At 59.0% G+C, this 22,980-nt stretch carries 21 protein-coding genes; 7 read left to right on the top strand and 14 right to left on the bottom strand.

Annotation, left to right across the window (positions count from 1 at the left end; all coding sequences use genetic code 11):
* Positions 1–2: 2 nt before the first annotated feature.
* The 4 genes from AACY49_RS04760 (at position 3) to AACY49_RS04745 (ending at position 4,396) form a co-directional block, all read left to right on the top strand.
* Positions 3–1,040 (top strand): ABC transporter ATP-binding protein, encoded by a 1,038-nt coding sequence (locus tag AACY49_RS04760; RefSeq protein WP_258699232.1) that lies wholly within the window; start codon positions 3–5, stop codon positions 1,038–1,040.
* A gap of 1 nt (position 1,041) precedes the next feature.
* The gene (locus tag AACY49_RS04755) at positions 1,042–1,986 is read left to right on the top strand and encodes an ABC transporter permease (protein WP_258699231.1); all 945 of its coding nucleotides are present in this window, start codon (positions 1,042–1,044) and stop codon (positions 1,984–1,986) included.
* Positions 1,976–2,800, top strand: a complete 825-nt coding sequence (locus AACY49_RS04750) for an ABC transporter permease (protein ID WP_258699230.1) — start codon at positions 1,976–1,978, stop codon at positions 2,798–2,800. Before AACY49_RS04755 ends, AACY49_RS04750 begins: the two co-directional genes overlap by 11 nt.
* A 171-nt stretch (positions 2,801–2,971) precedes the next feature.
* A complete protein-coding gene (locus AACY49_RS04745; protein ID WP_339521982.1) occupies positions 2,972–4,396 on the top strand; it encodes a gamma-aminobutyraldehyde dehydrogenase in 1,425 nt (474 codons plus the stop codon).
* Positions 4,397–4,598: 202 nt separating this feature from the next.
* On the opposite strand, the gene AACY49_RS04740 is transcribed toward AACY49_RS04745, so the two are convergent.
* Together AACY49_RS04740 and AACY49_RS04735 are read right to left on the bottom strand one after the other, a co-directional pair.
* Positions 4,599–5,156: a hypothetical protein gene (locus AACY49_RS04740; protein ID WP_339521980.1), complete on the bottom strand. Its 558-nt coding sequence runs from the start codon at positions 5,154–5,156 to the stop codon at positions 4,599–4,601.
* A 5-nt stretch (positions 5,157–5,161) separates the two neighbouring features.
* On the bottom strand, positions 5,162–5,635 hold the full coding sequence (locus AACY49_RS04735) for a ComF family protein (RefSeq protein ID WP_339521978.1): 474 nt from the start codon (positions 5,633–5,635) through the stop codon (positions 5,162–5,164).
* 370 nt (positions 5,636–6,005) lie between these two features.
* Here AACY49_RS04735 and AACY49_RS04730 point away from each other — a divergent pair, with 370 nt between their 5' ends.
* Entirely contained in the window at positions 6,006–6,512 is a 507-nt protein-coding gene (locus AACY49_RS04730; RefSeq protein ID WP_339521977.1) for a BRO-N domain-containing protein, read from the top strand.
* Positions 6,513–6,567: 55 nt separating this feature from the next.
* On the opposite strand, the gene AACY49_RS04725 is transcribed toward AACY49_RS04730, so the two are convergent.
* Positions 6,568–6,753 carry a hypothetical protein gene (locus AACY49_RS04725; protein WP_007940616.1) on the bottom strand — a complete coding sequence of 62 codons (186 nt, stop codon included), beginning with the start codon at positions 6,751–6,753 and terminating at the stop codon, positions 6,568–6,570.
* A gap of 410 nt (positions 6,754–7,163) precedes the next feature.
* On the opposite strand from AACY49_RS04725, the gene AACY49_RS04720 reads away from it, so the two are divergent.
* Positions 7,164–8,789, top strand: a complete 1,626-nt coding sequence (locus AACY49_RS04720; RefSeq protein ID WP_258699225.1) for a glucan biosynthesis protein D — start codon at positions 7,164–7,166, stop codon at positions 8,787–8,789.
* Positions 8,790–8,994: 205 nt separating this feature from the next.
* Here AACY49_RS04720 and AACY49_RS04715 read toward each other — a convergent pair whose 3' ends face one another.
* The 3 genes from AACY49_RS04715 to AACY49_RS04705 all read right to left on the bottom strand — a co-directional run bounded on the left by AACY49_RS04715 (position 8,995) and on the right by AACY49_RS04705 (position 12,777).
* Entirely contained in the window at positions 8,995–10,101 is a 1,107-nt protein-coding gene (locus tag AACY49_RS04715; protein ID WP_258699224.1) for an NADH:flavin oxidoreductase/NADH oxidase, read from the bottom strand.
* Between the two features lie 357 nt (positions 10,102–10,458).
* Positions 10,459–12,168, bottom strand: a complete 1,710-nt coding sequence (gene recJ / locus AACY49_RS04710; protein ID WP_339521976.1) for a single-stranded-DNA-specific exonuclease RecJ — start codon at positions 12,166–12,168, stop codon at positions 10,459–10,461.
* Positions 12,169–12,234: 66 nt separating this feature from the next.
* On the bottom strand, positions 12,235–12,777 hold the full coding sequence (locus AACY49_RS04705; protein ID WP_095054212.1) for a YaeQ family protein: 543 nt from the start codon (positions 12,775–12,777) through the stop codon (positions 12,235–12,237).
* A gap of 147 nt (positions 12,778–12,924) precedes the next feature.
* Between AACY49_RS04705 and AACY49_RS04700 the strand changes: the two genes are divergently transcribed.
* Positions 12,925–14,124 (top strand): CaiB/BaiF CoA transferase family protein, encoded by a 1,200-nt coding sequence (locus AACY49_RS04700; protein WP_339521972.1) that lies wholly within the window; start codon positions 12,925–12,927, stop codon positions 14,122–14,124.
* Between the two features lie 193 nt (positions 14,125–14,317).
* Here the strand turns inward: AACY49_RS04700 and AACY49_RS04695 are convergent, their stop codons facing one another.
* From AACY49_RS04695 to secF, 8 genes are all read right to left on the bottom strand, one after another.
* Positions 14,318–14,605: a DUF3509 domain-containing protein gene (locus AACY49_RS04695; protein ID WP_320393386.1), complete on the bottom strand. Its 288-nt coding sequence runs from the start codon at positions 14,603–14,605 to the stop codon at positions 14,318–14,320.
* Positions 14,606–14,821: 216 nt separating this feature from the next.
* On the bottom strand, positions 14,822–16,177 hold the full coding sequence (locus tag AACY49_RS04690) for a transporter substrate-binding domain-containing protein (RefSeq protein ID WP_258699220.1): 1,356 nt from the start codon (positions 16,175–16,177) through the stop codon (positions 14,822–14,824).
* 133 nt (positions 16,178–16,310) lie between these two features.
* Positions 16,311–17,720: a threonine synthase gene (gene thrC / locus AACY49_RS04685; protein WP_007897604.1), complete on the bottom strand. Its 1,410-nt coding sequence runs from the start codon at positions 17,718–17,720 to the stop codon at positions 16,311–16,313.
* Between the two features lie 66 nt (positions 17,721–17,786).
* Positions 17,787–19,091 carry a homoserine dehydrogenase gene (locus AACY49_RS04680; RefSeq protein WP_258699219.1) on the bottom strand — a complete coding sequence of 435 codons (1,305 nt, stop codon included), beginning with the start codon at positions 19,089–19,091 and terminating at the stop codon, positions 17,787–17,789.
* Positions 19,092–19,225: 134 nt separating this feature from the next.
* Positions 19,226–19,957: a DsbC family protein gene (locus AACY49_RS04675; RefSeq protein WP_007934018.1), complete on the bottom strand. Its 732-nt coding sequence runs from the start codon at positions 19,955–19,957 to the stop codon at positions 19,226–19,228.
* Between the two features lie 301 nt (positions 19,958–20,258).
* Positions 20,259–21,155, bottom strand: a complete 897-nt coding sequence (gene xerD / locus AACY49_RS04670; protein WP_007934017.1) for a site-specific tyrosine recombinase XerD — start codon at positions 21,153–21,155, stop codon at positions 20,259–20,261.
* A gap of 241 nt (positions 21,156–21,396) precedes the next feature.
* Positions 21,397–21,945 carry a glycine zipper 2TM domain-containing protein gene (locus tag AACY49_RS04665; RefSeq protein ID WP_258699217.1) on the bottom strand — a complete coding sequence of 183 codons (549 nt, stop codon included), beginning with the start codon at positions 21,943–21,945 and terminating at the stop codon, positions 21,397–21,399.
* A gap of 120 nt (positions 21,946–22,065) precedes the next feature.
* Positions 22,066–22,980 (bottom strand): protein translocase subunit SecF, encoded by a 915-nt coding sequence (gene secF, locus AACY49_RS04660; RefSeq protein ID WP_019581633.1) that lies wholly within the window; start codon positions 22,978–22,980, stop codon positions 22,066–22,068.

The raw sequence follows: 22,980 nt of genomic DNA, 5'->3' as shown, positions 1-22,980 counted from the left end.
CCATGACGCTTGCAGTCCAGTTCACCAACGTTTCCCGTCAGTTCGGCGAGGTGAAGGCCGTTGACCGGGTTTCCATCGATATCCAGGACGGCGAGTTCTTTTCCATGTTGGGCCCTTCCGGCTCGGGCAAAACCACCTGCCTGCGCCTGATTGCCGGTTTCGAACAACCGAGCGCCGGCTCCATCCGTATTCATGGCACCGAAGCTGCCGGGGTGCCGCCGTATCTGCGGGACGTGAACACCGTGTTCCAGGATTACGCCCTGTTCCCGCACATGAACGTTCTAGACAACGTCGCCTACGGTTTGAAAGTCAAAGGCGTCGGCAAGACCGAACGCCATAAACGTGCCGAAGAAGCCCTCGAGATGGTCGCCCTCAGTGGCTACGGCGAGCGCAAACCGGTTCAACTTTCCGGCGGTCAGCGCCAGCGTGTGGCCCTGGCCCGCGCATTGGTCAATCGCCCTCGCGTGTTGTTGCTCGACGAGCCCTTGGGCGCCCTCGACCTGAAGTTGCGCGAGCAAATGCAAGGCGAGCTGAAGAAACTGCAACGCCAACTCGGCATCACCTTTATCTTCGTCACCCACGACCAGACCGAAGCGCTGTCGATGTCCGACCGCGTGGCCGTGTTCAACAAGGGCCGCATCGAACAGGTCGACACGCCGCGCAACCTCTATATGAAGCCGGCGACCACCTTCGTCGCCGAGTTCGTCGGCACGTCCAATGTGATTCGCGGCGATCTGGCGCGGCAGTTGAGTGGCAATCCACAGCCGTTTTCGATTCGCCCGGAACACGTGCGTTTCGCCGAAGGCCCGCTGGCCAGCCACGAAATCGAAGTCAGCGGCCTGCTGCACGACATCCAGTACCAAGGCAGCGCCACCCGCTATGAATTGAAGCTGGAAAACGGCCAGACCCTGAACATCTGCCAGGCCAACGTCCAGTGGCTGGACGTCAGCGCGCAACATCAGACCGGGCAACGCATCAGCGCTCGCTGGGCGCGCGAGGCGATGACTCCGCTGCACGACAATGTTGTGGGCGGGGTGTGAGATGGACAGCGTGATCCCTCGAACACCGGCAAGCGGCTCGCCGTTGCGCAGGTTTTCCAACCTGCTGTACCGGCGGCCGAACCTGTATCTGTCGCTGCTGCTGGTGCCGCCGTTGCTGTGGTTTGGTGCGATCTACCTCGGCTCGCTGCTGACGTTGTTGTGGCAAGGCTTCTACACCTTCGATGACTTCACCATGGCGGTCACCCCCGACCTGACCCTGGCGAACTTCGCTGCGCTGTTCCAGCCGTCGAACTTCGACATCATCCTGCGCACCCTGAGCATGGCCATCGTCGTGTCACTCGCCAGCGCCGTGGTGGCGTTCCCGATCGCCTACTACATGGCGCGTTACACCAGCGGCAACATCAAGGCGTTTTTCTACATTGCGGTGATGATGCCGATGTGGGCCAGTTATATCGTCAAGGCCTACGCCTGGACCTTGCTGCTGGCCAAGGGCGGCGTGGCACAGTGGTTCGTTCAGCACCTGGGGCTGGAGCCGGTGTTGCAATGGGTGCTCGGGATCCCGGGGCTGGGTGGCAGCACCTTGTCGACCTCGCACCTGGGGCGGTTCATGGTGTTCGTCTACATCTGGTTGCCGTTCATGATCCTGCCGATCCAGGCCTCACTGGAACGCCTGCCGCCGTCGTTGTTGCAAGCCTCGGCGGACCTCGGCGCCAAGCCCCGTCAGACCTTCATGCAAGTGATTCTGCCGCTGTCGATTCCAGGCATCGCCGCCGGTTCGATCTTCACCTTTTCACTGACCCTGGGCGACTTCATCGTGCCGCAACTGGTGGGTCCGCCGGGCTATTTCGTCGGCAGCATGGTCTATGCCCAACAAGGGGCGATCGGCAACATGCCGATGGCAGCGGCCTTCACCCTGGTGCCGATCGTGCTGATCGCCATTTACCTGTCCATCGTCAAACGTCTGGGGGCCTTCGATGCGCTCTGACTCTTCCTCTCAAGACCGGGCATCCCTGGGCCTGCGCATCGCCGCCTGGGGCGGGTTGGTGTTCTTGCACTTCCCGATCCTGATCATCCTCCTCTACGCCTTCAACACCGAAGACGCGGCGTTCAGCTTTCCGCCCAAGGGCTTCACCCTGAAGTGGATCGGCGTGGCGTTCTCCCGGCCTGATGTGCTGGAAGCCATCAAGCTGTCGTTGCAGATCGCGTCCATTGCGACGCTGATTGCGCTGATCCTCGGCACCCTCGCCTCGGCGGCGTTGTACCGACGGGACTTCTTCGGCAAACAAGGCATCTCGCTGATGCTGATCCTGCCGATTGCCCTGCCCGGGATCATCACCGGGATCGCACTGCTGGCAACCTTCAAGACCCTGGGGATCGAACCTGGGGTATTCACCATCGTGATCGGTCACGCGACCTTCTGTGTGGTGATCGTCTACAACAACGTCATCGCCCGGTTGCGCCGCACTTCCTACAGTTTGATCGAGGCGTCGATGGACCTCGGCGCCGACGGCTGGCAGACCTTCCGCTACATCGTGCTGCCGAACCTCGGCTCGGCGTTGCTGGCCGGCGGCATGCTGGCGTTCGCCCTGTCGTTCGACGAAATCATCGTCACCACCTTCACCGCCGGCCATGAACGCACTTTGCCGTTGTGGCTGCTCAATCAGCTCAGCCGCCCACGGGACGTGCCGGTGACCAACGTCGTCGCGATGCTGGTGATGATGGTGACCATGCTGCCGATTCTCGGCGCCTATTACCTGACCCGCGGCGGGGAAAGCGTTGCGGGCAGTGGCGGGAAATAACTGACAGCTCATTCCCAATGTGGAAACCGGATCCTGTGGGAGCGGGCTTGCCCGCGATAGCGGTCTTACAGTCGACATTTCTGTTGAATGTCAGTCATCGCGGGCAAGCCCGCTCCCACAGGGGGCCGGTTTCAGCAGGAAAACAAAAACAGCTTCGATGAGGACAAAGCCATGCAAACCAAACTCTTGATCAATGGCCAACTCGTTGCCGGCGACGGCCCCGCCCAAGCCGTGTTCAACCCGGCACTCGGTCGTGTACTGGTGGAAATCAACGAAGCCAGCGAAGCCCAGGTCGACGCCGCCGTGCGGGCCGCCGACACTGCCTTCGAAGCCTGGTCGCAAACCACGCCGAAAGAACGCTCGTTGTTGCTGCTCAAACTCGCCGACATCATCGAAGCCCATGGCGAAGAGCTGGCCAAACTGGAGTCGGACAACTGCGGCAAACCCTACAGCGCCGCGCTGAATGACGAGATTCCCGCGATTGCCGACGTGTTCCGTTTCTTCGCCGGCGCCAGCCGTTGCACGAGCGGTGCGCTGGGGGGCGAATACTTGCCCGGCCACACCTCGATGATCCGCCGCGACCCGGTGGGCGTGATTGCCTCCATTGCGCCGTGGAACTACCCGTTGATGATGGTCGCCTGGAAAATCGCCCCGGCCCTGGCCGCGGGTAATACCGTGGTGCTCAAGCCATCGGAACAAACCCCGCTGACCGCACTGCGCCTGGCAGAACTGGCGTCGGAAATCCTCCCGGCTGGCGTGCTTAACCTGGTGTTCGGTCGTGGCCCTACAGTCGGCACGCCACTGGTCACGCACCCGAAAGTGCGTATGGTGTCGCTGACCGGCTCCATCGCCACCGGCTCGAACATCATTTCCAGCACCGCCGGCAGCGTTAAACGCATGCACATGGAATTGGGCGGCAAGGCGCCGGTGATCATCTTCGACGATGCCGACATCGACGCCGCCGTGGAAGGCATTCGCACCTTCGGTTTCTACAACGCCGGCCAGGACTGCACCGCCGCCTGCCGCATCTACGCTCAGGCAGGCATCTACGACCAGTTCGTCGAGAAGCTCGGCGCCGCCGTCAGCAGCCTCAAGTACGGCTTGCAGGATGACCCATCGACGGAACTGGGCCCATTGATCAGCGCGCAACATCGTGACCGCGTGACCGCCTTGGTCGAACGTGCCATGGCGCAACCGCACATTCGTTTGATCACTGGCGGCAAAGCGGTGGAAGGCAATGGTTTCTTCTTCGAGCCGACGGTGCTGGCCGATGCGCAACAGGACGACGAGATCGTGCGCCGCGAAGTATTCGGGCCGGTGGTGTCGGTCACCAAGTTTACCGATGAAGCGCAAGCACTGGCCTGGGCCAACGATTCAGACTACGGCCTGGCGTCGTCAGTCTGGACCGCGGACGTCGGCCGCGCCCATCGCCTGTCTGCACGTTTGCAGTATGGCTGCACCTGGGTGAACACCCACTTCATGCTGGTCAGCGAAATGCCGCACGGGGGTCAGAAACTGTCTGGTTATGGGAAAGACATGTCGATGTATGGATTGGAGGACTACACAGTTGTAAGGCATGTGATGTTCAAGCATTAAAAGCTTCACGGGCAAGGCTTGCTCCTACAGGCACTGAGCTCAACCTGTGGGAGCGAGCTTGTTCGCGATGCCGGTCTTAGTGGGTTATACCCTGTTCGGCCTGTGCCTGGCAGCGGTGCCAAGACTGAAACATTCCTCGCTCTCACACTCCTAGAGAAAGAGAATTAACGACAGTATCGACTATTGACTGAAGAGAAAAACATCAAATAAAAAGTTCTGCCTGATCATGCTTCAGCAAAGATATGCGATCGAAAAGCTTAATTTTTTCATTTGCTTTTTGTTTAGCGTGATCCGTCATAAACGCAACAAGCTCCTCAAGTTGACTCACATTCCCAACCACCTTAAAGGCCTTTTCTTTGTTAACAAAAACGAGCGACTTCTTCCTTCGAGACAGCAGTTCAATTACGTTACTTAAAGTTCCTGTGCTTTTTGCATCCCAAATCATCAAGCCGTAATCAGCGGCTTCAGCCATTACAATATCTTTCGCCGTGAAAAATGCTCGCGACCCTTTGGAGTGTTTGGTTTCTACTGTTCTAGCCGGCCATTCTCCAAGATTGTTTCGCGGGGTCACGCCACTACAATAAATAGTAGTTCTAGATCGAGATAGGCTCAACAGATACTCTTGGATAGAGGTATCGGCGCCGCCAGCATCACCAACCACGACATCAAACTCCGAAGCAACAATATTATCGATACGCTCTTTAACCTTAGGATCAAGGTATTTGATATTAATAGAGCCAGCAATAAATACAGTTGTCATTTAGCTCATTTCCAAGTTAATGCCGCGACGTAAATCTTTCCAACCTTTGGATATTTACGTAAAACAGCACAGGCTGCATCCATTGATGCACCACTGCCAAACAAATCATCGACGACCAGCACATTCCAACAGCCTACATTGGTAATTTCATCATTAACACTGAAGCTACCCCCAATAGCAGCAATCTTTTCGGCTTTAGAATGTAAATCTTTAAGCGATTTTCCTGTAGCGGCCTTTCGGAGCAAATCCGAGAATACAGGCTTTCCTATTAATCTTCCTAACTCCACGGCAACCTCAGTAACTGGTTGTCGCGCACGTACATTCGAGGCTGGCATAGGAACTACGAATCCTACTTGAGTTAGCTTAGGAAAAACATTCGTCGCTACAGCTTGAGCAAGAGGCCCCACCTGACTCCAATCCTTCAGGTATTTGAGCTGGTAGGTTGCCTCTCCTACCTCGGTGCCAGTCGACCGTCGCATGACATTGACCCTCTTGCAAAAACAGGCATTTCCTACGGATCGAACCTTCCGTTAAAGAAGCCAACTCCTACAGCACGCAGCGCCAGAGTAGACTTGGCACTGCGAGCGCCTGAACGATAGGCTTCACCTCGTCGCTGCCAAATCAGTGACCCGGGGTCGAAGCCGGAACACTATCAACATGGCGCATCCGCGCCCCCATATGAACTGGGGCATTTTTTGCCTTTCAGCTTCGCTTTATGGTGGGCCGTGTGGCGCGGGCCTCTCGGCTTACATGTTGATCGAGAATGTTCCGACTTCGAACGCCACTCGGTCCGCCACCCAAATCTGTCGAAGGATTAGTGGCGGCTCCTTTTCAACATGGAGTCGACAAATGCTTAAGCACACGCAAAATCCGTCTGAAATCCATCCTCATTTCACCCCTACTGTCTTCACCCGCCACAACCGTTTCCTCCACGCTTTTATGCGGGACAACCAGGCCTGGTTCTGCGTCCAGGACCTTGGTCGCTTAATGGGACGACCGCTGGACCAACGACTCACCCTGAAGCTCGACCCTGATCAGCGCCAATATGTCTGGCTGCTGAAGAACGGCAAAACGGTCGAATCACTGATGGTCAGCGAATCAGGGATGTATGCCCTGCTCGTTCATCATTTCGTCCCGGAAAACCGAAACCTGCGCCAGTGGCTGAGCAACGAGGTCATGCCAATGTTGCGTGATTCGAACGCGGCATCGGTGGAAAACATCCCGAGCCTGAGTTCGTTGCAGTGGGCTGGGATTTCTGTGCCGCTACTGCATTGGCAGCATCAGGCCTGGATCAAATGGCGCGACATGCCTGATCTGATGCAAACACAGCGACCCTTCACGATTGGTAGCCGATGAGCTGATGCACAAAGGGACGGACTTTGCAGTCCGTCCCTTTGATTTTCCAACATCCTCAAAACCGCGAAACACTCCTCATCGCATCCACCAGGTAGCGCATCGCAATCCGGTCGCTCTCCGACAGCTCGCGATAGCGCTCCACCAACTTCAACTCCTCCGAACTGAGCCGACGCCTTCGCCGCCCGGTGGCCAGACAGGGAAAGAGTCCTAACATTTCAGTGATGCCTTGTACTTTTGACATGGACGATGTCCTTCTATACGTCAGAGAAAACTTCAAAACCGCATCGCCCTATCACTTTCAGCGGCCGCCTTGTGCCCGCTGAATCCACCGGCCTGAAGGGCCGAAACCGGTCATGCCCATAGAATAGAAATTAAATCGGTGCTGAAAAGCAGTTTTTAGAGTAATTAGTCGAAAAAAGCAGATATGCCCTATAAATCAGAAAGCACTGCGAGAAACGTTACCTGACATGTCTTGTTTCATTGCTGCGCTGTCGCGGTGCTATCAATCATTTTTGCTCTGCAACTGAACGGTTTAAGCTATTTGGCATCTTTCTAAAGTCCGTTGCGTTTGGCCAAGGCATGTCCGAACCGTTATTTCTGATCCAGCACGCGCCAGGAACGGCGCGGGATTGTTCACGACAGGTTGTACTTATGCACCGCAGGAATTTGCTCAAAGCCTCCATGGCCATCGCGGCTTACACCGGTCTTTCGGCCACCGGTCTGTTGGCTGCGAACGCCTGGGCTGGTAGCGGCGCTGCCGATGGCGATGCTCAGGCGTTCGACTTCGAAGCGCTGAAGAGCCAAGCCAAACAGCTCGCCGGCAAGTCGTACCAGGACACCAAACAGGTGCTGCCGCCGACGCTGGCGACCATGACGCCACAGAACTTCAATGCGATCCGCTATGACGGCAATCACTCGCTGTGGAAGGATCTGAAAGGTCAGCTGGACGTGCAGTTTTTCCACGTTGGCATGGGTTTCAAGCAGCCGGTGCGCATGTACAGCGTCGATCCCAAGACTCGACTGGCGCGCGAGGTGCATTTCCGCCCGTCGCTGTTCAACTATGAAAAAACCACCGTCGACACCCAACAGCTCAAAGGCGACCTGGGGTTCTCCGGGTTCAAGCTGTTCAAGGCCCCGGAGCTGGATCAGCACGACGTGTTGTCGTTCCTCGGCGCCAGCTATTTCCGTGCGGTAGACGCCACCGGCCAGTACGGTTTGTCGGCCCGCGGCCTGGCGATCGACACCTACGCCAAGAAGCGTGAAGAATTCCCGGACTTCACCAAGTTCTGGTTCGAAACACCGGACAAGGACAGCACCCGTTTCGTGGTGTACGCCCTGCTCGATTCGCCGAGCGCCACCGGCGCCTACCGTTTTGACATCGATTGCCAGGCCGAGCGCGTGGTGATGGAAGTCGACGCCCACGTCAATGCCCGCACCGCCATCGAGCAACTGGGTATCGCACCGATGACCAGCATGTTCAGCTGCGGCACCCACGAGCGCCGCATGTGCGACACCATTCACCCGCAAATCCACGACTCTGATCGCCTGGCCATGTGGCGCGGCAACGGCGAGTGGATCTGCCGCCCGTTGAACAACCCGGCCACCCTGCAATTCAACGCCTTCGCCGACACCGACCCGAAAGGCTTTGGTCTGGTGCAGACCGACCATGAATTCGCCAGTTATCAGGACACCGTCGACTGGTACAGCAAGCGCCCGAGCCTGTGGGTAGAACCTACGACCGCATGGGGCGAAGGCTCTATCGATTTGCTGGAAATTCCTACAACCGGTGAAACCCTGGACAACATCGTCGCGTTCTGGACGCCGAAGAAACCGGTCGCGGCCGGTGATTCGCTGAACTACGGCTACAAGCTCTACTGGAGCGCCCTGCCGCCAGTGGGCACGCCGCTGGCACGGGTCAATGCGACCCGTTCGGGCATGGGCGGCTTCGTCGAAGGCTGGGCACCGGGTGAGCATTACCCGCAAGTCTGGGCACGCCGCTTCGCCGTGGACTTCACCGGCGGCGGGCTCGACCGCCTGCCCGAAGGTGCGGGGATCGAGCCGGTGGTGACCTGCTCGAACGGCGAAGTGAAGGACTTCAATGTGTTGGTGCTGGATGACATCAAGGGCTACCGCATTACCTTCGACTGGTACCCGACCAATGACAGCGTGGCACCGGTGGAGCTGCGGTTGTTCATTCGCACCAATGACCGGACGTTGAGTGAAACCTGGTTGTACCAGTACTTCCCGCCGGCACCGGAGAAGCGTAAGTACACCTGACAGTAAGTGGGCGCCTGAACCGGCCCCTTCGCGGGCAAGCCCGCTCCCACAGTGATGGGGTTGTTCACAAAATTTGTGTACGCCGCCGATCCTTGTGGGAGCGGGCTTGCCCGCGAAGGCGGCAGGACAGCCGACAAACCTCTCGACACAAAAATGCAAAAGCCCCGGTCAACTCGACCGGGGCTTTTTGGTTTTACAGCGGCATTCAATCACGTAAATCCGATTCATGAATCGGCTGGTCACGATGAGTGGCCCGCTGGTATTGCGCCGGCCAGATCGCCTTGTGCCCACCCAGATCGTCATCGGCATGCAGCGGCCAATACGGATCGCGCAACAACTCCCGGGCAAGGAAGATAATGTCGGCCTGACAGGTGCGCAGAATATGCTCGGCCTGGGCCGGCTCGGTGATCATTCCTACGGTGCCGGTGGCAATGCCTGACTCCTTGCGTACCCGCTCGGCAAAACGGGTCTGATAACCGGGGCCCGTAGGAATTTCGGCGTTTACCGCCGTACCGCCCGACGAGACGTCGATCAGGTCCACGCCCAGATCCTTGAGGCGTCGCGCCAGCTCCACGGTTTCATCGGGGTTCCAGCCGTCTTCCACCCAGTCGGTGGCCGATACTCGTACAAACACCGGTAACTCTTCAGGCCATACGGCCCGCACCGCTTCGGTGACTTGCAGCACCAGCCGAATGCGATTCTCGAACGAACCGCCGTACTGATCGCGCCGCTGATTGCTCAGGGGCGAAAGAAATTGATGCAGCAGGTAACCGTGGGCGGCGTGCACTTCGACCACTTTGAAACCGGCGGTCAGCGCTCGTTTGGCCGAATCGACGAAGGCCTGAATGATGTCGGCTATTTCGCCCTCATCGAGCGGCTTCGGTGGTGTGTGCTGGGGGTCGAAAGCGATGGGCGAAGGGCCGACCGGGGTCCAGCCGCCGTCTTCCGGCTTGACGCTGCCATGCTTGCCCAGCCACGGCCGATGCGTGCTGGCTTTGCGCCCGGCGTGGGCCAACTGAATGCCGGCGACAGCACCTTGGGCGGCGATGAAGCGCGTAATACGTTGCAAGGGTTCGATCTGTTGATCATTCCAGAGGCCGAGGTCCTGGGCGGTGATGCGCCCGTCGGCGGTGACTGCCGTGGCTTCGGTGAATACCAGACCGGCGCCGCCGATAGCGCGGCTGCCGAGGTGGACCAGATGCCAGTCATTGGCCAGCCCATCGACGCTGGAGTACTGGCACATCGGTGACACCGCGATGCGGTTAAGCAGGGTCAATTGACGAAGGGTATAGGGTTCAAGCAGCAGACTCATGGGGCACCTCTCGAATCAGTGGGCAGGCTCCAGGGTTCTGTTTGAATAGTCGACGAGTGACAGGAAAAAGGTGCAGCACCCGCCCCCGCGGGCAAAAAATTCGACAAGACGTCACAAGGATAATCAAGCAGTGCTTAGAGCCTAGTCGACATCGGGGGATGAGGGAGGGTTCAAGAAATGAAACACCCAAATTTGAGGTCCGGGCGATACCTGTGGCGAGGGAGCTTGCTCCCGCTCGACTGCGCAGCAGTCGTCAACCATCCGGAGTGTTACAACAGGAAAAAAGCGTTTAAGGGTTTTAGGGCCGCTTCGCAGCCCAGCGGGAGCAAGCTCCCTCGCCACAAAAGCATCGTGCCGTTATCGCGGTTCGATGTGGGCAATCATCAACTGCACCGTCTCGTTGCCACGAAACTCGTTGAGGTCGAGTTTGTAGGCCAATTCGACCCACTTGATGGTCGGATTCGGCCAGATATCCCGGTCGATCCCAAAGGCGATTCCATCCAGCTTCACCGAGCCGCATTCACTCTTCAGCACCACTTTCAGATGCCGCTCGCCAACCACCCGTTGCTCGACCAACTGGAACACACCGTGAAACAGCGGCTCCGGGAAGTGTTGCCCCCAAGGCCCGGCGTGGCGCAGGGCGCGGGCCAGTTCCAGGTGAAACTCTTCGACCGCCAAAGTGCCGTCCGACAGCAGGCGCCCGGTCAGGTCTTCTTCACGCAATTGCCTACGCACTTCTGCGTCAAAAGCCTCGGCAAACAACGGAAAATTCGCTTCCGGCAACGTCAGGCCGGCCGCCATGGCGTGACCACCATATTTGCTGATCAGGTTTGGATGCTGCGCCGCCACCACGCTCAAAGCATCGCGAATGTGAAACCCCTGAACCGAACGCCCCGAGCCCTTGAGCAGGCCATCGCCGGCATCGGCAAAGGCAATGGTCGGACGGAAATAGCGCTCTTTCATACGCGACGCGAGGATACCGATGACGCCCTGGTGCCACTCGGGATCGAACAGGCACAAACCGAACGGCATCGATTCCACCGGTAAATCCTTGAGCTGGGCCAGCGCCTCGCGCTGCATGCCCTGTTCGATGGACTTACGGTCCTGGTTCATGCCGTCCAGCTGAGCGGCCATTTCACGGGCGGCGCCCGCGTCTTCGGTGAGCAGGCATTCGATGCCCAGGCTCATATCATCCAGCCTTCCTGCCGCGTTCAGACGCGGGCCGAGGATGAAGCCCAGGTCAGTGGAGGTGATACGTGAATGGTCACGCTTGGCCACTTCAAGGATCGCCTTGAGCCCCGGTCGAGCGCGCCCGGCGCGAATCCGCTCCAGGCCCTGATGCACCAGAATCCGGTTGTTGGCATCCAGCGGCACCACGTCGGCGACACTGCCCAGCGCCACCAGGTCCAGCAACTCGCCAATGTTCGGTTGCTGCTTGTTTTCGTACCAACCCAGGCTGCGCAAGCGCGCGCGCAGGGCCATCAACACATAGAAGATCACCCCGACACCGGCCAGGGCTTTGCTCGGGAACATGCAACCCGGCTGGTTCGGATTGACGATGGCATCGGCCAACGGCAGCTCGTCGCCGGGCAAGTGGTGATCGGTGACCAGCACCTTGAGCCCGGCCTTTTTCGCCGCCGCCACGCCTTCGACGCTGGAGATGCCGTTGTCCACGGTGATCAGCAGTTGCGGCTCGCGGGTCAACGCCACTTCGACGATTTCCGGGGTCAGGCCGTAGCCGTACTCAAACCGGTTCGGCACCAGATAGTCGACATGCGCCGCGCCCAACAGGCGCAACCCCAGCATGCCCACGGTACTGGCCGTCGCACCATCGGCGTCGAAGTCGCCGACGATCAGAATCCGCTGACGCTGTTCCAGGGCCGTCACCAGCAAATCCACCGCTGCATCGATACCTTTGAGCTGCTGATACGGAATCAGCCGCGCCAGGCTCTTGTCCAGTTCAGCCTCGGACTGCACGCCCCGCGCCGCGTAAAGGCGGGTCAACAGCGGTGGAATATCACCGAGGAATGGCAGGGTGTCGGGCAACAGGCGAGGTTCGATGCGCATGGGGTGACAGGTGCTTCTCTTGAATACGTAGGATAAAACCGGGTGACGCGGCTAAGCGGCGAATAATCAGCCGCGTTCGCCGGCCAGCCATTGCAACTGGACTTCGTGCTGACCACGGTCGTCGGTGACGAAAATCGTTCCTTCGCTGATCATCACGTCCCACTTGATAACGCGCGGCATGTCCTTGGCCAGGGTTTCCAGCACTTCCTGGGGCACGGCGGCGATGTTGACGTTTTTCAGGGTCTTGATCGCCGGGATCACTTTGCCTTCCCAGACACGCAGGCTGCCGTAGGCCAGCAGGCTGGTGCGCTCGGTGCGGCGCGAGCACCAGGTCAGGCGATCAGCGTCTGGCTGGCCGACTTCGATCCAGTGCAGGACACGATCATCCAGGCTTTTTTCCCACAACGCTGGCTCATCCACGTCTGACAGACCGCGACCGAAGGACAACTGCTCGTTGTACCAGAAGGCGTAGGCCAGCAGCCGCACGGTCATACGCTCTTCGGTTTCCGAAGGGTGACGGGCGATGGTCTGCTTCACGCTCTCGTAGACGCTGCGGTCGAGGTCGGTGAGGTTCAGTTCAAACTTGTAGGTCGTGGACGGCTGGGCCATGAACGGGCTTCTTGATACGAGGAAAGGCGGCAAGTCTAACCGATGCAACGGGCAATCAACGAATTGAAGGCGATCAACTTTGGGCGATGGACGTCGGCCTATGTTAAAACTCTGCTCTCGCTCAGCCTTTGTCCTACAGGATTCAGTATGCCGTTCTCCAACAAACCGCTCTCGGGTCTGAAAGTCATCGAATTGGGTACGTTGATTGCCGGGCCGTTTGCCTCGCGTATTTGCGGCGAATTCGGCGCCGAAGTGATCAAGATCGAGTCTCCGGACGGCGGTGATCCGTTGCGAAAATGGCGCAAGTTGTACGAAGGCACCTCGCTGTGGTGGTTCGTTCAGGCGCGCAACAAGAAGTCCCTGACCCTGAACCTGAAACACCCGGACGGCCTGGCGATTCTGAAACAGCTGCTCAGCGAAGCGGACATCCTGATCGAGAATTTTCGCCCCGGGGTGCTGGAAAAGCTCGGCCTGGGCTGGGAAGTTTTGCACGCATTGAATCCGAAACTGGTAATGGTGCGACTCTCGGGCTTCGGCCAGACCGGCCCCATGAAAGATCAGCCAGGCTTCGGCGCGGTCGGTGAGTCCATGGGCGGCCTGCGCTACATCACAGGGTTCGAGGACCGGCCGCCGGTGCGCACCGGGATTTCCATCGGCGATTCGATTGCCGCGCTCTGGGGCGTGATCGGCGCGCTGATGGCCTTGCGTCATCGCGAGGTCAACGGCGGCTTGGGCCAAGTGGTGGACGTGGCGCTGTACGAAGCGATCTTCGCCATGATGGAAAGCATGGTCCCGGAGTTCGACGTGTTCGGCTTCATCCGCGAACGCACCGGCAACATCATGCCGGGCATCACGCCCTCCTCCATTCACACCAGTGCCGATGGCAAACACGTACAGATCGGCGCCAACGGCGATGCGATCTTCAAGCGGTTCATGCTGATCATCGGGCGCGAAGACCTGGCCAACGACCCTGTGCTGGCCAGCAACGACGGGCGCGATAGCCGTCGCGACGAGATTTACGGGGTGATCGATCGCTGGGTCAACTCACTGCCACTGGACGCGGTGATCGCGCAACTGAACCAGGCTGACGTGCCCGCCAGCCGGATCTTCAGCGCCGAAGACATGTTCAGCGATCCGCAGTACCTCGCCCGGGAAATGTTCCTGCAAGCCAAGCTGCCCGACGGCAAGGACTTCAAGATGCCCGGCATAGTGCCAAAACTCTCTGAAACACCCGGCAGCTCCGAATGGGTCGGGCCGCAGTTGGGTGAACACAATGCGCAGGTCCTTCACGATCTTGGCTACGACCCGGCACAGATCGCACGGCTGCGAGAAGTCGGGGCCATCTAAGCTGAAGCGGGCCACGCAGTGACAAATCGCAGGCAAAAAGAAACCCCGAGAAGTGGGGAGACGACTCGGGGTTAAACGTGGCCTCTATTAAAGACCAGTAGCAGCAAGCTACAAGCACCGGAGCACAATGCTTGATCCTGCTGTTACATGGTCTGACTGACCTTGGCGCAGGAAGGTTCCCACAAAAAACAATTCAATTTCGGCTGGCCAGGATCTTGTCCTGAGCAGCATTGCGCAATGCCGCGATGACACAGGGCTCCAGACGTCCTTCAGCGATCAGTACGTCGCGGTGCAGCCCGTCGACGACATCCGTCAGCAGACGTTTATCGGTTAACTGGGCCTCATTGAACAGCCGTTCGACCACAATAGCGCCGCTCGCGCCCTTCAGTGTCACCAAGCATTCGCCCTGGGCGCCCGCTGGGGTCAACGTGACCTGATACGGGCTCAGAGCCTCACCGAGCAATAGACTGATACTTTCCATCTCGATCACCACTCAATAGTCCTAAAACAAAGTGCCGGGGCGTGTCCACAGTCAATGACCACCGGCCCGAGAAGAAAGTTCTGAATTCCAACGGCAGGCGCACCGACGCCTCTGGTGGATAAAGCATGCACGGTAAAGATGACAACAAAAAAACAGCCGCTTCACGCTTAGGCGCCGCTCCCACAGGTTCTGCGCCTTAACTGACTGGCATTACCCTCATGTCTGCCTTATACGCTTGGCCAGATCGATCCATCCGCCCAGCAGTCCGCGCAATTGACCGTCCGCACCGTAAAACGGCACCGTCCATTGGTAGATGTCCCTGACGCCGTCGTTGAACATCAACTGACGTTCACTGAAGCGGGTCTTGCGAGTACCGAGCTGAGCCATGAACTCGGCATGGAGCAGCTCGGCGGTCTCTTTGGGCAAGACATCGAGCTCGATCAGTTGTCGACCCTGAACCTGATCGAAACGGGTCGACAAACCCTCCTCGTAACTGTTGTTGCACATGATCAAACGCCCTTCCAGGTCACGCACGAACATTGGATCGGGCATGGCGTCTATCAAGGCGTGCTGGAAGGCGAGCTGGTCATTGAGGTCTTTTTCGGCGTCCCGACGTTGCTGGATCAACACCGTGAGTCGCCGGTTCCACAGCAGGGATAACAGCACAAAAACACTGGCGGCAAAGACGCCCCAGCAGCACCACTCGGTTATTCGCTGCCAGGTCGAGGGCGTCTGTACAGGAACAATGCCATCGAGCCACTTCAGGCGGATGGCGCGTAACTGCGCAGGCGGAAACGCTTCGAGCGCCTTGTTGAGGATACTCAACAATTGCGGCTGTCCTTTGCGTACCGCCAGATGATCGGCCTCCCATTTACCGTCCACCGTGTGGCCCACCTTGAGCAGCCCGGACGGATAGAGCTGCGCCCCGGTTTCGTTCTCGATGGTGGCGTAGGCTTCGCCACTTTCGACCAGCGCCCTGGCTTCGGCGTAGGTCTTGACCGAGCGCAGATCGATGGCCGGATAGTCGCGACGAATAGTGGCTTCCAGTGCGTGCCGGGCCGGCAGCACCAGTACCCGTTTCGACAGCTGCGTCATGGATTGCACCGAGGGCGCTCCCGCTCGCCCAACGAACACCCAGCCCGCACCACCGAACGCATGACTGAATTCCAGAAAGGCCTTGCGCTCTTCACTCATCGCCAGCGTGGTGCTCATGTCCGCCGCGCCACTTTCCAGCCGCTCCAGCAACTGTTCGGTGGAAAATGTCTCTTCATGGACAAACCGCAGCCCCGTCATGGCGCTGATTCGGTCGAGCACATCGTTGTTCAAGCCGCTCCAGTGACCGTGCTCATCCTTGAACAGATACAGCGGGTACTGCGTCGACGCGACGATGACCGTCGGATGCTCGACAATCCATTGCCGCTCCTGAGCATCCAGCCCGATCGCGGTGCCGACGACTGACTCCCGGGGTTCATAAGCCGCCAATTGCGCCGCCAGCCCCCATTGAGCCGCGCTCATGGCACCGACCAAAAACATCCAGCACACAGCTGGTTTAAACCCTCTAAAAAACAGCATTGCCACTTCCTTGGTGATCGCCTCGCCCGTCCTTCATGGGCGGCTCTTCATTTACGAAACCCGGCAAGTGTGGCATGCAGAAACAAGAAAGCCCGTCAGGAGACGGGCTTCAAAATGTGACAGCTTTTGCCGGTTACAGCGGCTTGCCGCGGTTGCCATGCTGACTGACAAAGGCCTGCACGGCTTTCAGGTCGTTCGGCAATACCGTGCAACGTTCATCTCGCTCAAACAAATCAGAAAGATGTGCAGGTAGTTCGAGCGCTTTTCCTACACCGGCTTTCTCCACTGCATCCGGGAATTTGACCGGATGAGCCGTGCCCAGGATCACCATCGGGATATCCAGGCTGCGACGGCATTCGCGCGCGGCCTTCACACCGATGGCGGTGTGCGGGTCCAGCAACTCGCCGGTTTGCTCGAATACTTCGGCAATGGTTTCGCAGGTTTGGGCGTCATCCACGGCCAGGGAGTCGAACAGCTTGCGCGCCTCGGTCCAGCGTTCCTGTTCGACGCTGAAACCACCGCCCTGCTTGAAGGTGTCCATCAAACCGGCAATCGCCGCGCCGTTGCGACCGTGCAGGTCGAACAGCAGGCGTTCGAAGTTCGACGACACCATGATGTCCATCGACGGCGACAGCGTGGCGTGCAGGGTTTCCTTGACGTACTGATTGCCGCTCATGAAGCGGTGCAGGATGTCGTTGCGGTTGGTGGCGACGATCAACTGGTTGATCGGCAAGCCCATGTTGCGCGCCAGGTACCCGGCGAAGATATCGCCGAAGTTGCCGGTCGGCACCGAGAACGACACCGAACGCGCCGGGCCGCCCAGTTGCAGGGCTGCGTGGAAGTAATAAACGATCTGGGCCATGATCCGCGCCCAGTTGATCGAGTTCACCGCTACCAGGCGTGTGCCCTTGAGGAAGCTCTGGTCGGCGAAGCTCGCCTTGACCATTTCCTGGCAGTCATCGAAGTTGCCTTCGATGGCGATGTTGTGGATGTTCTCGCCGAAGATGGTGGTCATCTGGCGACGCTGCACTTCGGACACACGGTTGTGCGGGTGCAGGATGAAGATGTCGACGTTTTCGCAGTGCTTGCAGCCTTCGATGGCCGCCGAACCGGTGTCGCCGGAAGTAGCACCGACGATCACCACGCGCTCGCCGCGCTTTTCCAGCACGTAGTCGAGCAGACGACCCAGCAGTTGCAGGGCGAAGTCCTTGAACGCCAGGGTCGGGCCGTGGAACAGCTCCAGCACCCATTCGTTGCCGTTCAGCTGACGCAGCGGTGCCACGGCGTTGTGGGAAAACACGCCGTACGTTTCTTCAAGAATCTTTTTGAAATCGGCATCCGGGATGCTGCCGGTGACGAACGGGCGCATCACCCGGAAGGCGAGCTCGTGATACGGCAGGCCGGCCCAGGAAGCGATCTCTTCCTGGGTGAAACGTGGCAGGTTTTCCGGGACGTACAGACCGCCGTCGGTAGCTAGACCGGCCAGCAGGACGTCTTCGAAATTCAGGGCCGGTGCCTGGCCGCGGGTACTGATATAACGCATGACTGGCTCCAATAGACAGTGTTCGCAAACCCGGGCCCGCACGCGGGCCCGGTGAACGATAACGGCTTAGTTCAGGTGCTCGACGCGGATCCGTACGACCGGCCCGACCACGCCCGTCAGGGCTTCCAGGGCAGCGATCGCATCGTTGATGTGCTGTTCCAGCACGCGGTGGGTCAGCAGGATCATCGGCACCAGGCCGTCGTGCTCCTCGACTTCCTTCTGCATGATCGATTCGATGTTGATGCCGCGCTCCGACAGGATGCTCGCCACCTGGGCCAGCACGCCAGGATGGTCCTTGGCCTGAATGCGCAGGTAGTAAGCGCTTTCGCAGGCTTCGATTGGCAGGATCGGGTGGGCCGACAGCGAATCTGGCTGGAAGGCCAGGTGCGGTACGCGGTTTTCCGGGTCGGAGGTCATGGCACGCACCACGTCCACCAGGTCGGCGATCACCGACGAAGCGGTCGGCTCCATGCCGGCGCCAGCGCCGTAGAACAGGGTCGAACCGGCGGCGTCACCGTTGACCATCACGGCGTTCATCACACCATTGACGTTGGCGATCAGGCGGTCGGCCGGGATCAGCGTCGGGTGCACGCGCAGTTCGATACCGGCCGCGGTGCTGCGCGCCACGCCCAGGTGCTTGATGCGATAGCCCAGCGCTTCGGCGTAGTTCACGTCCGCGGTGGTCAGCTTGGTGATGCCTTCGGTGTAGGCCTTGTCGAATTGCAGCGGGATACCGAACGCGATGGACGCCAGGATCGTCAGCTTGTGGGCCGCATCGATACCTTCCACGTCGAACGTCGGGTCGGCTTCGGCGTAACCCAGGGCTTGCGCCTCGGCCAGCACGTCTTCGAAGGTCCGGCCTTTTTCACGCATTTCGGTAAGGATGAAGTTACCGGTGCCGTTAATGATGCCGGCCACCCAGTTGATGCGGTTGGCGGACAGGCCTTCACGGATCGCCTTGATCACCGGAATACCGCCGGCCACGGCCGCTTCGAACGCAACGATCACGCCCTTCTCGCGAGCCTTGGCGAAAATTTCATTACCGTGAACGGCAATCAGTGCCTTGTTCGCGGTGACCACATGCTTGCCATTCTCGATGGCCTTGAGTACCAGCTCGCGGGCAACGGTGTAGCCGCCCATCAGCTCTATAACGATGTCGATCTCAGGGTTCGTGGCCACTTCGAAGACATCGTTGGTAATCGCAATACCGGTCGTTTGGAACTGAGGCTTTGGCGTGCGCATGGCAATTTGTGCCACTTCGATTCCACGCCCGGCACGACGAGCAATTTCCTCGGCGTTGCGCTGAAGTACGTTGAAGGTACCGCCACCGACGGTCCCTAACCCACAGATGCCTACTTTGACCGGTTTCACTGTGAACTCCCCATAAAACGGCCGACTCAAGGCCGGCCGTGAAAACAGCCGCAGGTTCGCGGCTCTCTATTGATGGCCCGGCAAATGCTGCCGCCGGACCACGATCGTCAATGGCTGACCGTGACGATGCGAATTTACTTCGCGCCCAGTGCCAGTTTGGCGACTTGTGGCGCAGGCTGGTAGCCCGGAATGACCTGACCGTCAGCCAAAACGATGGCCGGCGTACCGTTCACGCCAATCGACTGACCGAGGGCGAACTGCTTGGAAACCGGGTTATCGCACTTGGCGGCCTTGATTTCCTTGCCGTCGACCATCTTGTCCATGGCCGCTTTCTTGTCCTTGGAGCACCAGACGGCTTGCAGTTGTTCGTCACCCGGCGAACCCAGGCCCTGGCGCGGGAACGCCACATAACGTACTTCGATGCCGCGCTTGTTCAGCTCAGGCACTTCGGCGTGCAGCTTGTGGCAATACGGGCAGGTGGTGTCGGTGAAGACAGTGATGTGCGACTTGGTTTCGCCGATGGCCGGGTAGACCACGGTTTCAGCCACTGGAATGTCATTGATCAGCTTGGCAATGCCCAGGCGTTCGGTCTTCTCGGTCAGGTTGACCGGCTTGCCGTCCTTGAGCTGGAACAGATAGCCCTGAACCACGTATTGGCCGTCCGCGCTGGCGTAGAGCACGCGGCTGCCCTTGAGTTTGACTTCGTACAGGCCTGGCAGCGGGCTGGCGGTGATGGTTTCGACCGGCACGTCGAGCTGGAGGTTTTCCAGGCTTTTACGAATGGCTTTATCAGCCGCATCATCGGCGACGGCAAAGGTGCTGACCAACGCAATGGCGGCGGCGGCGAAAATCTGGGTCAGACGCATGAGAACTCCTGAAGGCGGACAAATGGAACGATCAGAACGCCCGTGCCGAAACACCGGGTCATAACCGCCCATCGTACAAACCCGCAAAGCCTACCACATAAGGCCCGTGTGGCCGAATGCGGGTGACGTGAGACACGCATGCCTGACTGACATCCATTATTGTGGCGAGGGAGCTTGCTCCCGCTCGGCTGCGTAGCAGTCGCAAATAGGCCAGTCGGGCTTTCCTGAATAAATGCAGCGCCTGGTTTTGGGGTTGCTGCGCAACCCAGCGGGAGCAAGCTCCCTCGCCACAGGATTTGCGCTAGCCTCTGGGGTGATGCTTGGCGTGCAGGTCCTGCAACCGCGCGCGGGCGACGTGAGTATAGATCTGGGTGGTGGAGAGATCGCTGTGGCCGAGCAACATTTGCACCACCCGAAGGTCGGCGCCGTGGTTGAGCAGGTGCGTGGCGAAGGCATGGCGCAAAGTATGCGGCGACAGCGACTTGCCGATCCCGGCGACTTTGGCCTGGTGCTTGATGCGATGCCAGAAGGTCTGGCGGGTCATCTGTTCGCCGCGCTGGCTGGGGAACAGCACATCGCTGGGACGCCCGCCCAGCAGCTCGCCACGGGCATCGCGCATGTAGCGCTCGACCCAGACAATCGCCTCCTCCCCCATCGGCACCAGCCGCTCCTTACTGCCTTTGCCCATCACCCGCAGCACGCCTTGGCGCAAGTTGACCTGTTCCAGCGTCAGGCTGATCAGCTCCGTCACCCGCAAGCCACACGCGTAAAGCACTTCAAGCATGGCGCGATCACGCTGACCGATGGCTTCGCTCAGGTCTGGCGCGGCCAGCAGCGCTTCCACATCGGCTTCCGACAAGGATTTAGGCAACGGCCTACCCAGTTGCGGCATATCGACGCGCAGGGTCGGATCCACGGCAATCAGCTTTTCCCGCAGCAAATAGCGATAGAAACCACGCACACCTGAGAGAAATCGCGCAGTAGAACGGGGTTTGTAGTTTTGCTCCAGGCGCCAGGCCAGGTGATCGAGGATCAATTCACGGCCGGCGTTGATCAGCTCCAGGCCCTTCTCCTGCAACCAGCCGTTGAACAAGGCCAGGTCGCTGCGATAGGCATCGCGGGTGTTATCGGAAAGGCCTTTCTCCAGCCACAGGGCGTCTAGGAACTGGTCTATCAAGGGATGATCGATGGCAGGCATGGGGGCTCAAGACAGGCAGGCAAAAGGCCGCGAAAATGAAGAGTGACGCTAGTCTTTCATAGCACGTGGGTGGTGACACCTAAAATTCAGGCACAAAAAAAGCATCCCCTGCGGGTAATGCCTGTCAATTAAACACAATCCATGTGGGAGCGGGCTTGCTAGCTCCCACAGGTTTCGCACATTAACTGACTGGCATTATCCCCTTGCGGGATGCTTCTTTTTGCGTGAGACGCTCAGCTCATTACCGGGCCGGTTCGTTCTGCCCCAGGATCAGCTTGCCGTCCTTGTCGACCGGAATCTGGTTGCCCGGATCGCGATCCATCCGCACTTTGCCTTCCTTGCCGTCCAGCGAATAACGAACGTCGTAGCCTACAACCTTGTCGCTGATGTCATTGACCGTGTTGCAGCGAGTCTGAGTCGTGGTGTAGGTATCACGCTCCTGCATGCCTTCCTGCACCTTGTTACCCGCATAACCGCCGCCGACCGCACCGGCCACTGTGGCGATTTTCTTGCCTGTGCCGCCGCCGATCTGGTTGCCCAACAGGCCACCAGCCAGCGCACCGACCACCGTACCGGCGATCTGGTGTTGATCTTTCACCGGCGCTTGCCGGGTTACTGCAACGTCCTTGCACACTTCACGTGGAGTCTTGATTTGTGTCTTGACCGGTTCAACGGCCAGCACTTGTGCATACTCAGGGCCGCTTTTAACCAGTTTGTAGGTGGCAACAGCACCACCGGCAGTCACACCGACAGCACCCAATACCGCACCAACCAGCAACGACTTGTTCACATGAACCTCCTGGCTATCACAGGCGGGACAAACCCGCGCTTCTCCCAGCCTTGGAGCATAAAAAAAGGCGCGAGTTCAACACTCGCGCCTTCTCGGCTTTCAGCAGAAAAACGATAACCGTTATGGACGATCGTCGACTTCCTTCTCGCTCGTCGCCACAGGAATCAGGTCCTCGCTGTTCAGGTTCAGCCAGATCAGCACCACGTTCGCGATGTAGATCGACGAGTAAGTACCCGCCAGAACACCGATGAACAGGGCAATGGAGAAGCCGAACAGGTTGTCGCCACCGAAGAACAACAGGGCCGCGATCGCCAGCAAAGTGGAGATCGACGTCGCCATGGTCCGCAGCAGGGTTTGCGTGGTCGAGATGTTGATGTTCTCGATCAGGCTGGCCTTGCGCAGCACCCGGAAGTTCTCACGAACCCGGTCGAATACCACGATGGTGTCGTTGAGCGAGTAACCGATGATCGCCAGCACCGCCGCCAGCACCGTCAGGTCGAAGGTGATCTGAAAGAACGACAGGATACCAATGGTCACGATCACGTCGTGGATCAACGAAACGATCGCGCCGACCGCAAACTTCCACTGAAAGCGGAACGCCAGGTAGATCAGGATGCCGCCCAGCGCCATCAGCATGCCGAGGCCGCCCTGGTCGCGCAGCTCTTCACCGACCTGCGGGCCGACGAACTCGACACGCTTGACCTGAGCCGGGTTGTCGCCGCCGACTTTTTGCAGCGCTTCAGCCACTTGGTGACCCAGTTGCGGGTCTTCGCCAGGCATGCGCACCAGCAGATCGGTGGTTGCACCGAAGTTCTGCACGATAGCTTCGTGATAACCGGCCGTAACCAGTTGTTCACGCACCTTGGTGACATCGGCCGGACGCTCGTAGGTCAGCTCGATGAGCGTACCGCCGGTGAAGTCCAGGCCCCAGTTCATGCCCTTATGAAAGACACTGAACATTGCCAGCGCGGTAAGGAACAATGTGACGCCGAACGCAAAGTTGCGAACGCCCATGAAGTTGATTGTACGTAACAT

This window comes from Pseudomonas sp. EL_65y_Pfl2_R96 (assembly GCF_963970905.1).
GTDB lineage: Bacteria > Pseudomonadota > Gammaproteobacteria > Pseudomonadales > Pseudomonadaceae > Aquipseudomonas.
Note: the sequence above shows the minus strand (reverse complement) of the source record. Positions and strands in the feature narration are given on the sequence as shown.

What these genes read in the sequence shown, in the direction of transcription:
- AACY49_RS04725 (WP_007940616.1), bottom strand. Translation starts at nt 6,753, where the DNA reads ATGTCAAAAGTACAAGGCATCACTGAAATGTTAGGACTCTTTCCCTGT.
- AACY49_RS04755 (WP_258699231.1), top strand. Translation starts at nt 1,042, where the DNA reads ATGGACAGCGTGATCCCTCGAACACCGGCAAGCGGCTCGCCGTTGCGC.
- AACY49_RS04740 (WP_339521980.1), bottom strand. Translation starts at nt 5,156, where the DNA reads ATGACAACTGTATTTATTGCTGGCTCTATTAATATCAAATACCTTGAT.
- AACY49_RS04735 (WP_339521978.1), bottom strand. Translation starts at nt 5,635, where the DNA reads ATGCGACGGTCGACTGGCACCGAGGTAGGAGAGGCAACCTACCAGCTC.
- thrC (WP_007897604.1), bottom strand. Translation starts at nt 17,720, where the DNA reads ATGCGTTATATCAGTACCCGCGGCCAGGCACCGGCCCTGAATTTCGAA.
- AACY49_RS04750 (WP_258699230.1), top strand. Translation starts at nt 1,976, where the DNA reads ATGCGCTCTGACTCTTCCTCTCAAGACCGGGCATCCCTGGGCCTGCGC.
- AACY49_RS04700 (WP_339521972.1), top strand. Translation starts at nt 12,925, where the DNA reads ATGCCGTTCTCCAACAAACCGCTCTCGGGTCTGAAAGTCATCGAATTG.
- AACY49_RS04730 (WP_339521977.1), top strand. Translation starts at nt 6,006, where the DNA reads ATGCTTAAGCACACGCAAAATCCGTCTGAAATCCATCCTCATTTCACC.
- AACY49_RS04760 (WP_258699232.1), top strand. Translation starts at nt 3, where the DNA reads ATGACGCTTGCAGTCCAGTTCACCAACGTTTCCCGTCAGTTCGGCGAG.
- AACY49_RS04695 (WP_320393386.1), bottom strand. Translation starts at nt 14,605, where the DNA reads ATGGAAAGTATCAGTCTATTGCTCGGTGAGGCTCTGAGCCCGTATCAG.
- AACY49_RS04705 (WP_095054212.1), bottom strand. Translation starts at nt 12,777, where the DNA reads ATGGCCCAGCCGTCCACGACCTACAAGTTTGAACTGAACCTCACCGAC.
- AACY49_RS04690 (WP_258699220.1), bottom strand. Translation starts at nt 16,177, where the DNA reads ATGCTGTTTTTTAGAGGGTTTAAACCAGCTGTGTGCTGGATGTTTTTG.
- recJ (WP_339521976.1), bottom strand. Translation starts at nt 12,168, where the DNA reads ATGCGCATCGAACCTCGCCTGTTGCCCGACACCCTGCCATTCCTCGGT.
- AACY49_RS04745 (WP_339521982.1), top strand. Translation starts at nt 2,972, where the DNA reads ATGCAAACCAAACTCTTGATCAATGGCCAACTCGTTGCCGGCGACGGC.
- AACY49_RS04675 (WP_007934018.1), bottom strand. Translation starts at nt 19,957, where the DNA reads ATGCGTCTGACCCAGATTTTCGCCGCCGCCGCCATTGCGTTGGTCAGC.
- secF (WP_019581633.1), bottom strand. Translation starts at nt 22,980, where the DNA reads ATGTTACGTACAATCAACTTCATGGGCGTTCGCAACTTTGCGTTCGGC.
- AACY49_RS04720 (WP_258699225.1), top strand. Translation starts at nt 7,164, where the DNA reads ATGCACCGCAGGAATTTGCTCAAAGCCTCCATGGCCATCGCGGCTTAC.
- xerD (WP_007934017.1), bottom strand. Translation starts at nt 21,155, where the DNA reads ATGCCTGCCATCGATCATCCCTTGATAGACCAGTTCCTAGACGCCCTG.
- AACY49_RS04715 (WP_258699224.1), bottom strand. Translation starts at nt 10,101, where the DNA reads ATGAGTCTGCTGCTTGAACCCTATACCCTTCGTCAATTGACCCTGCTT.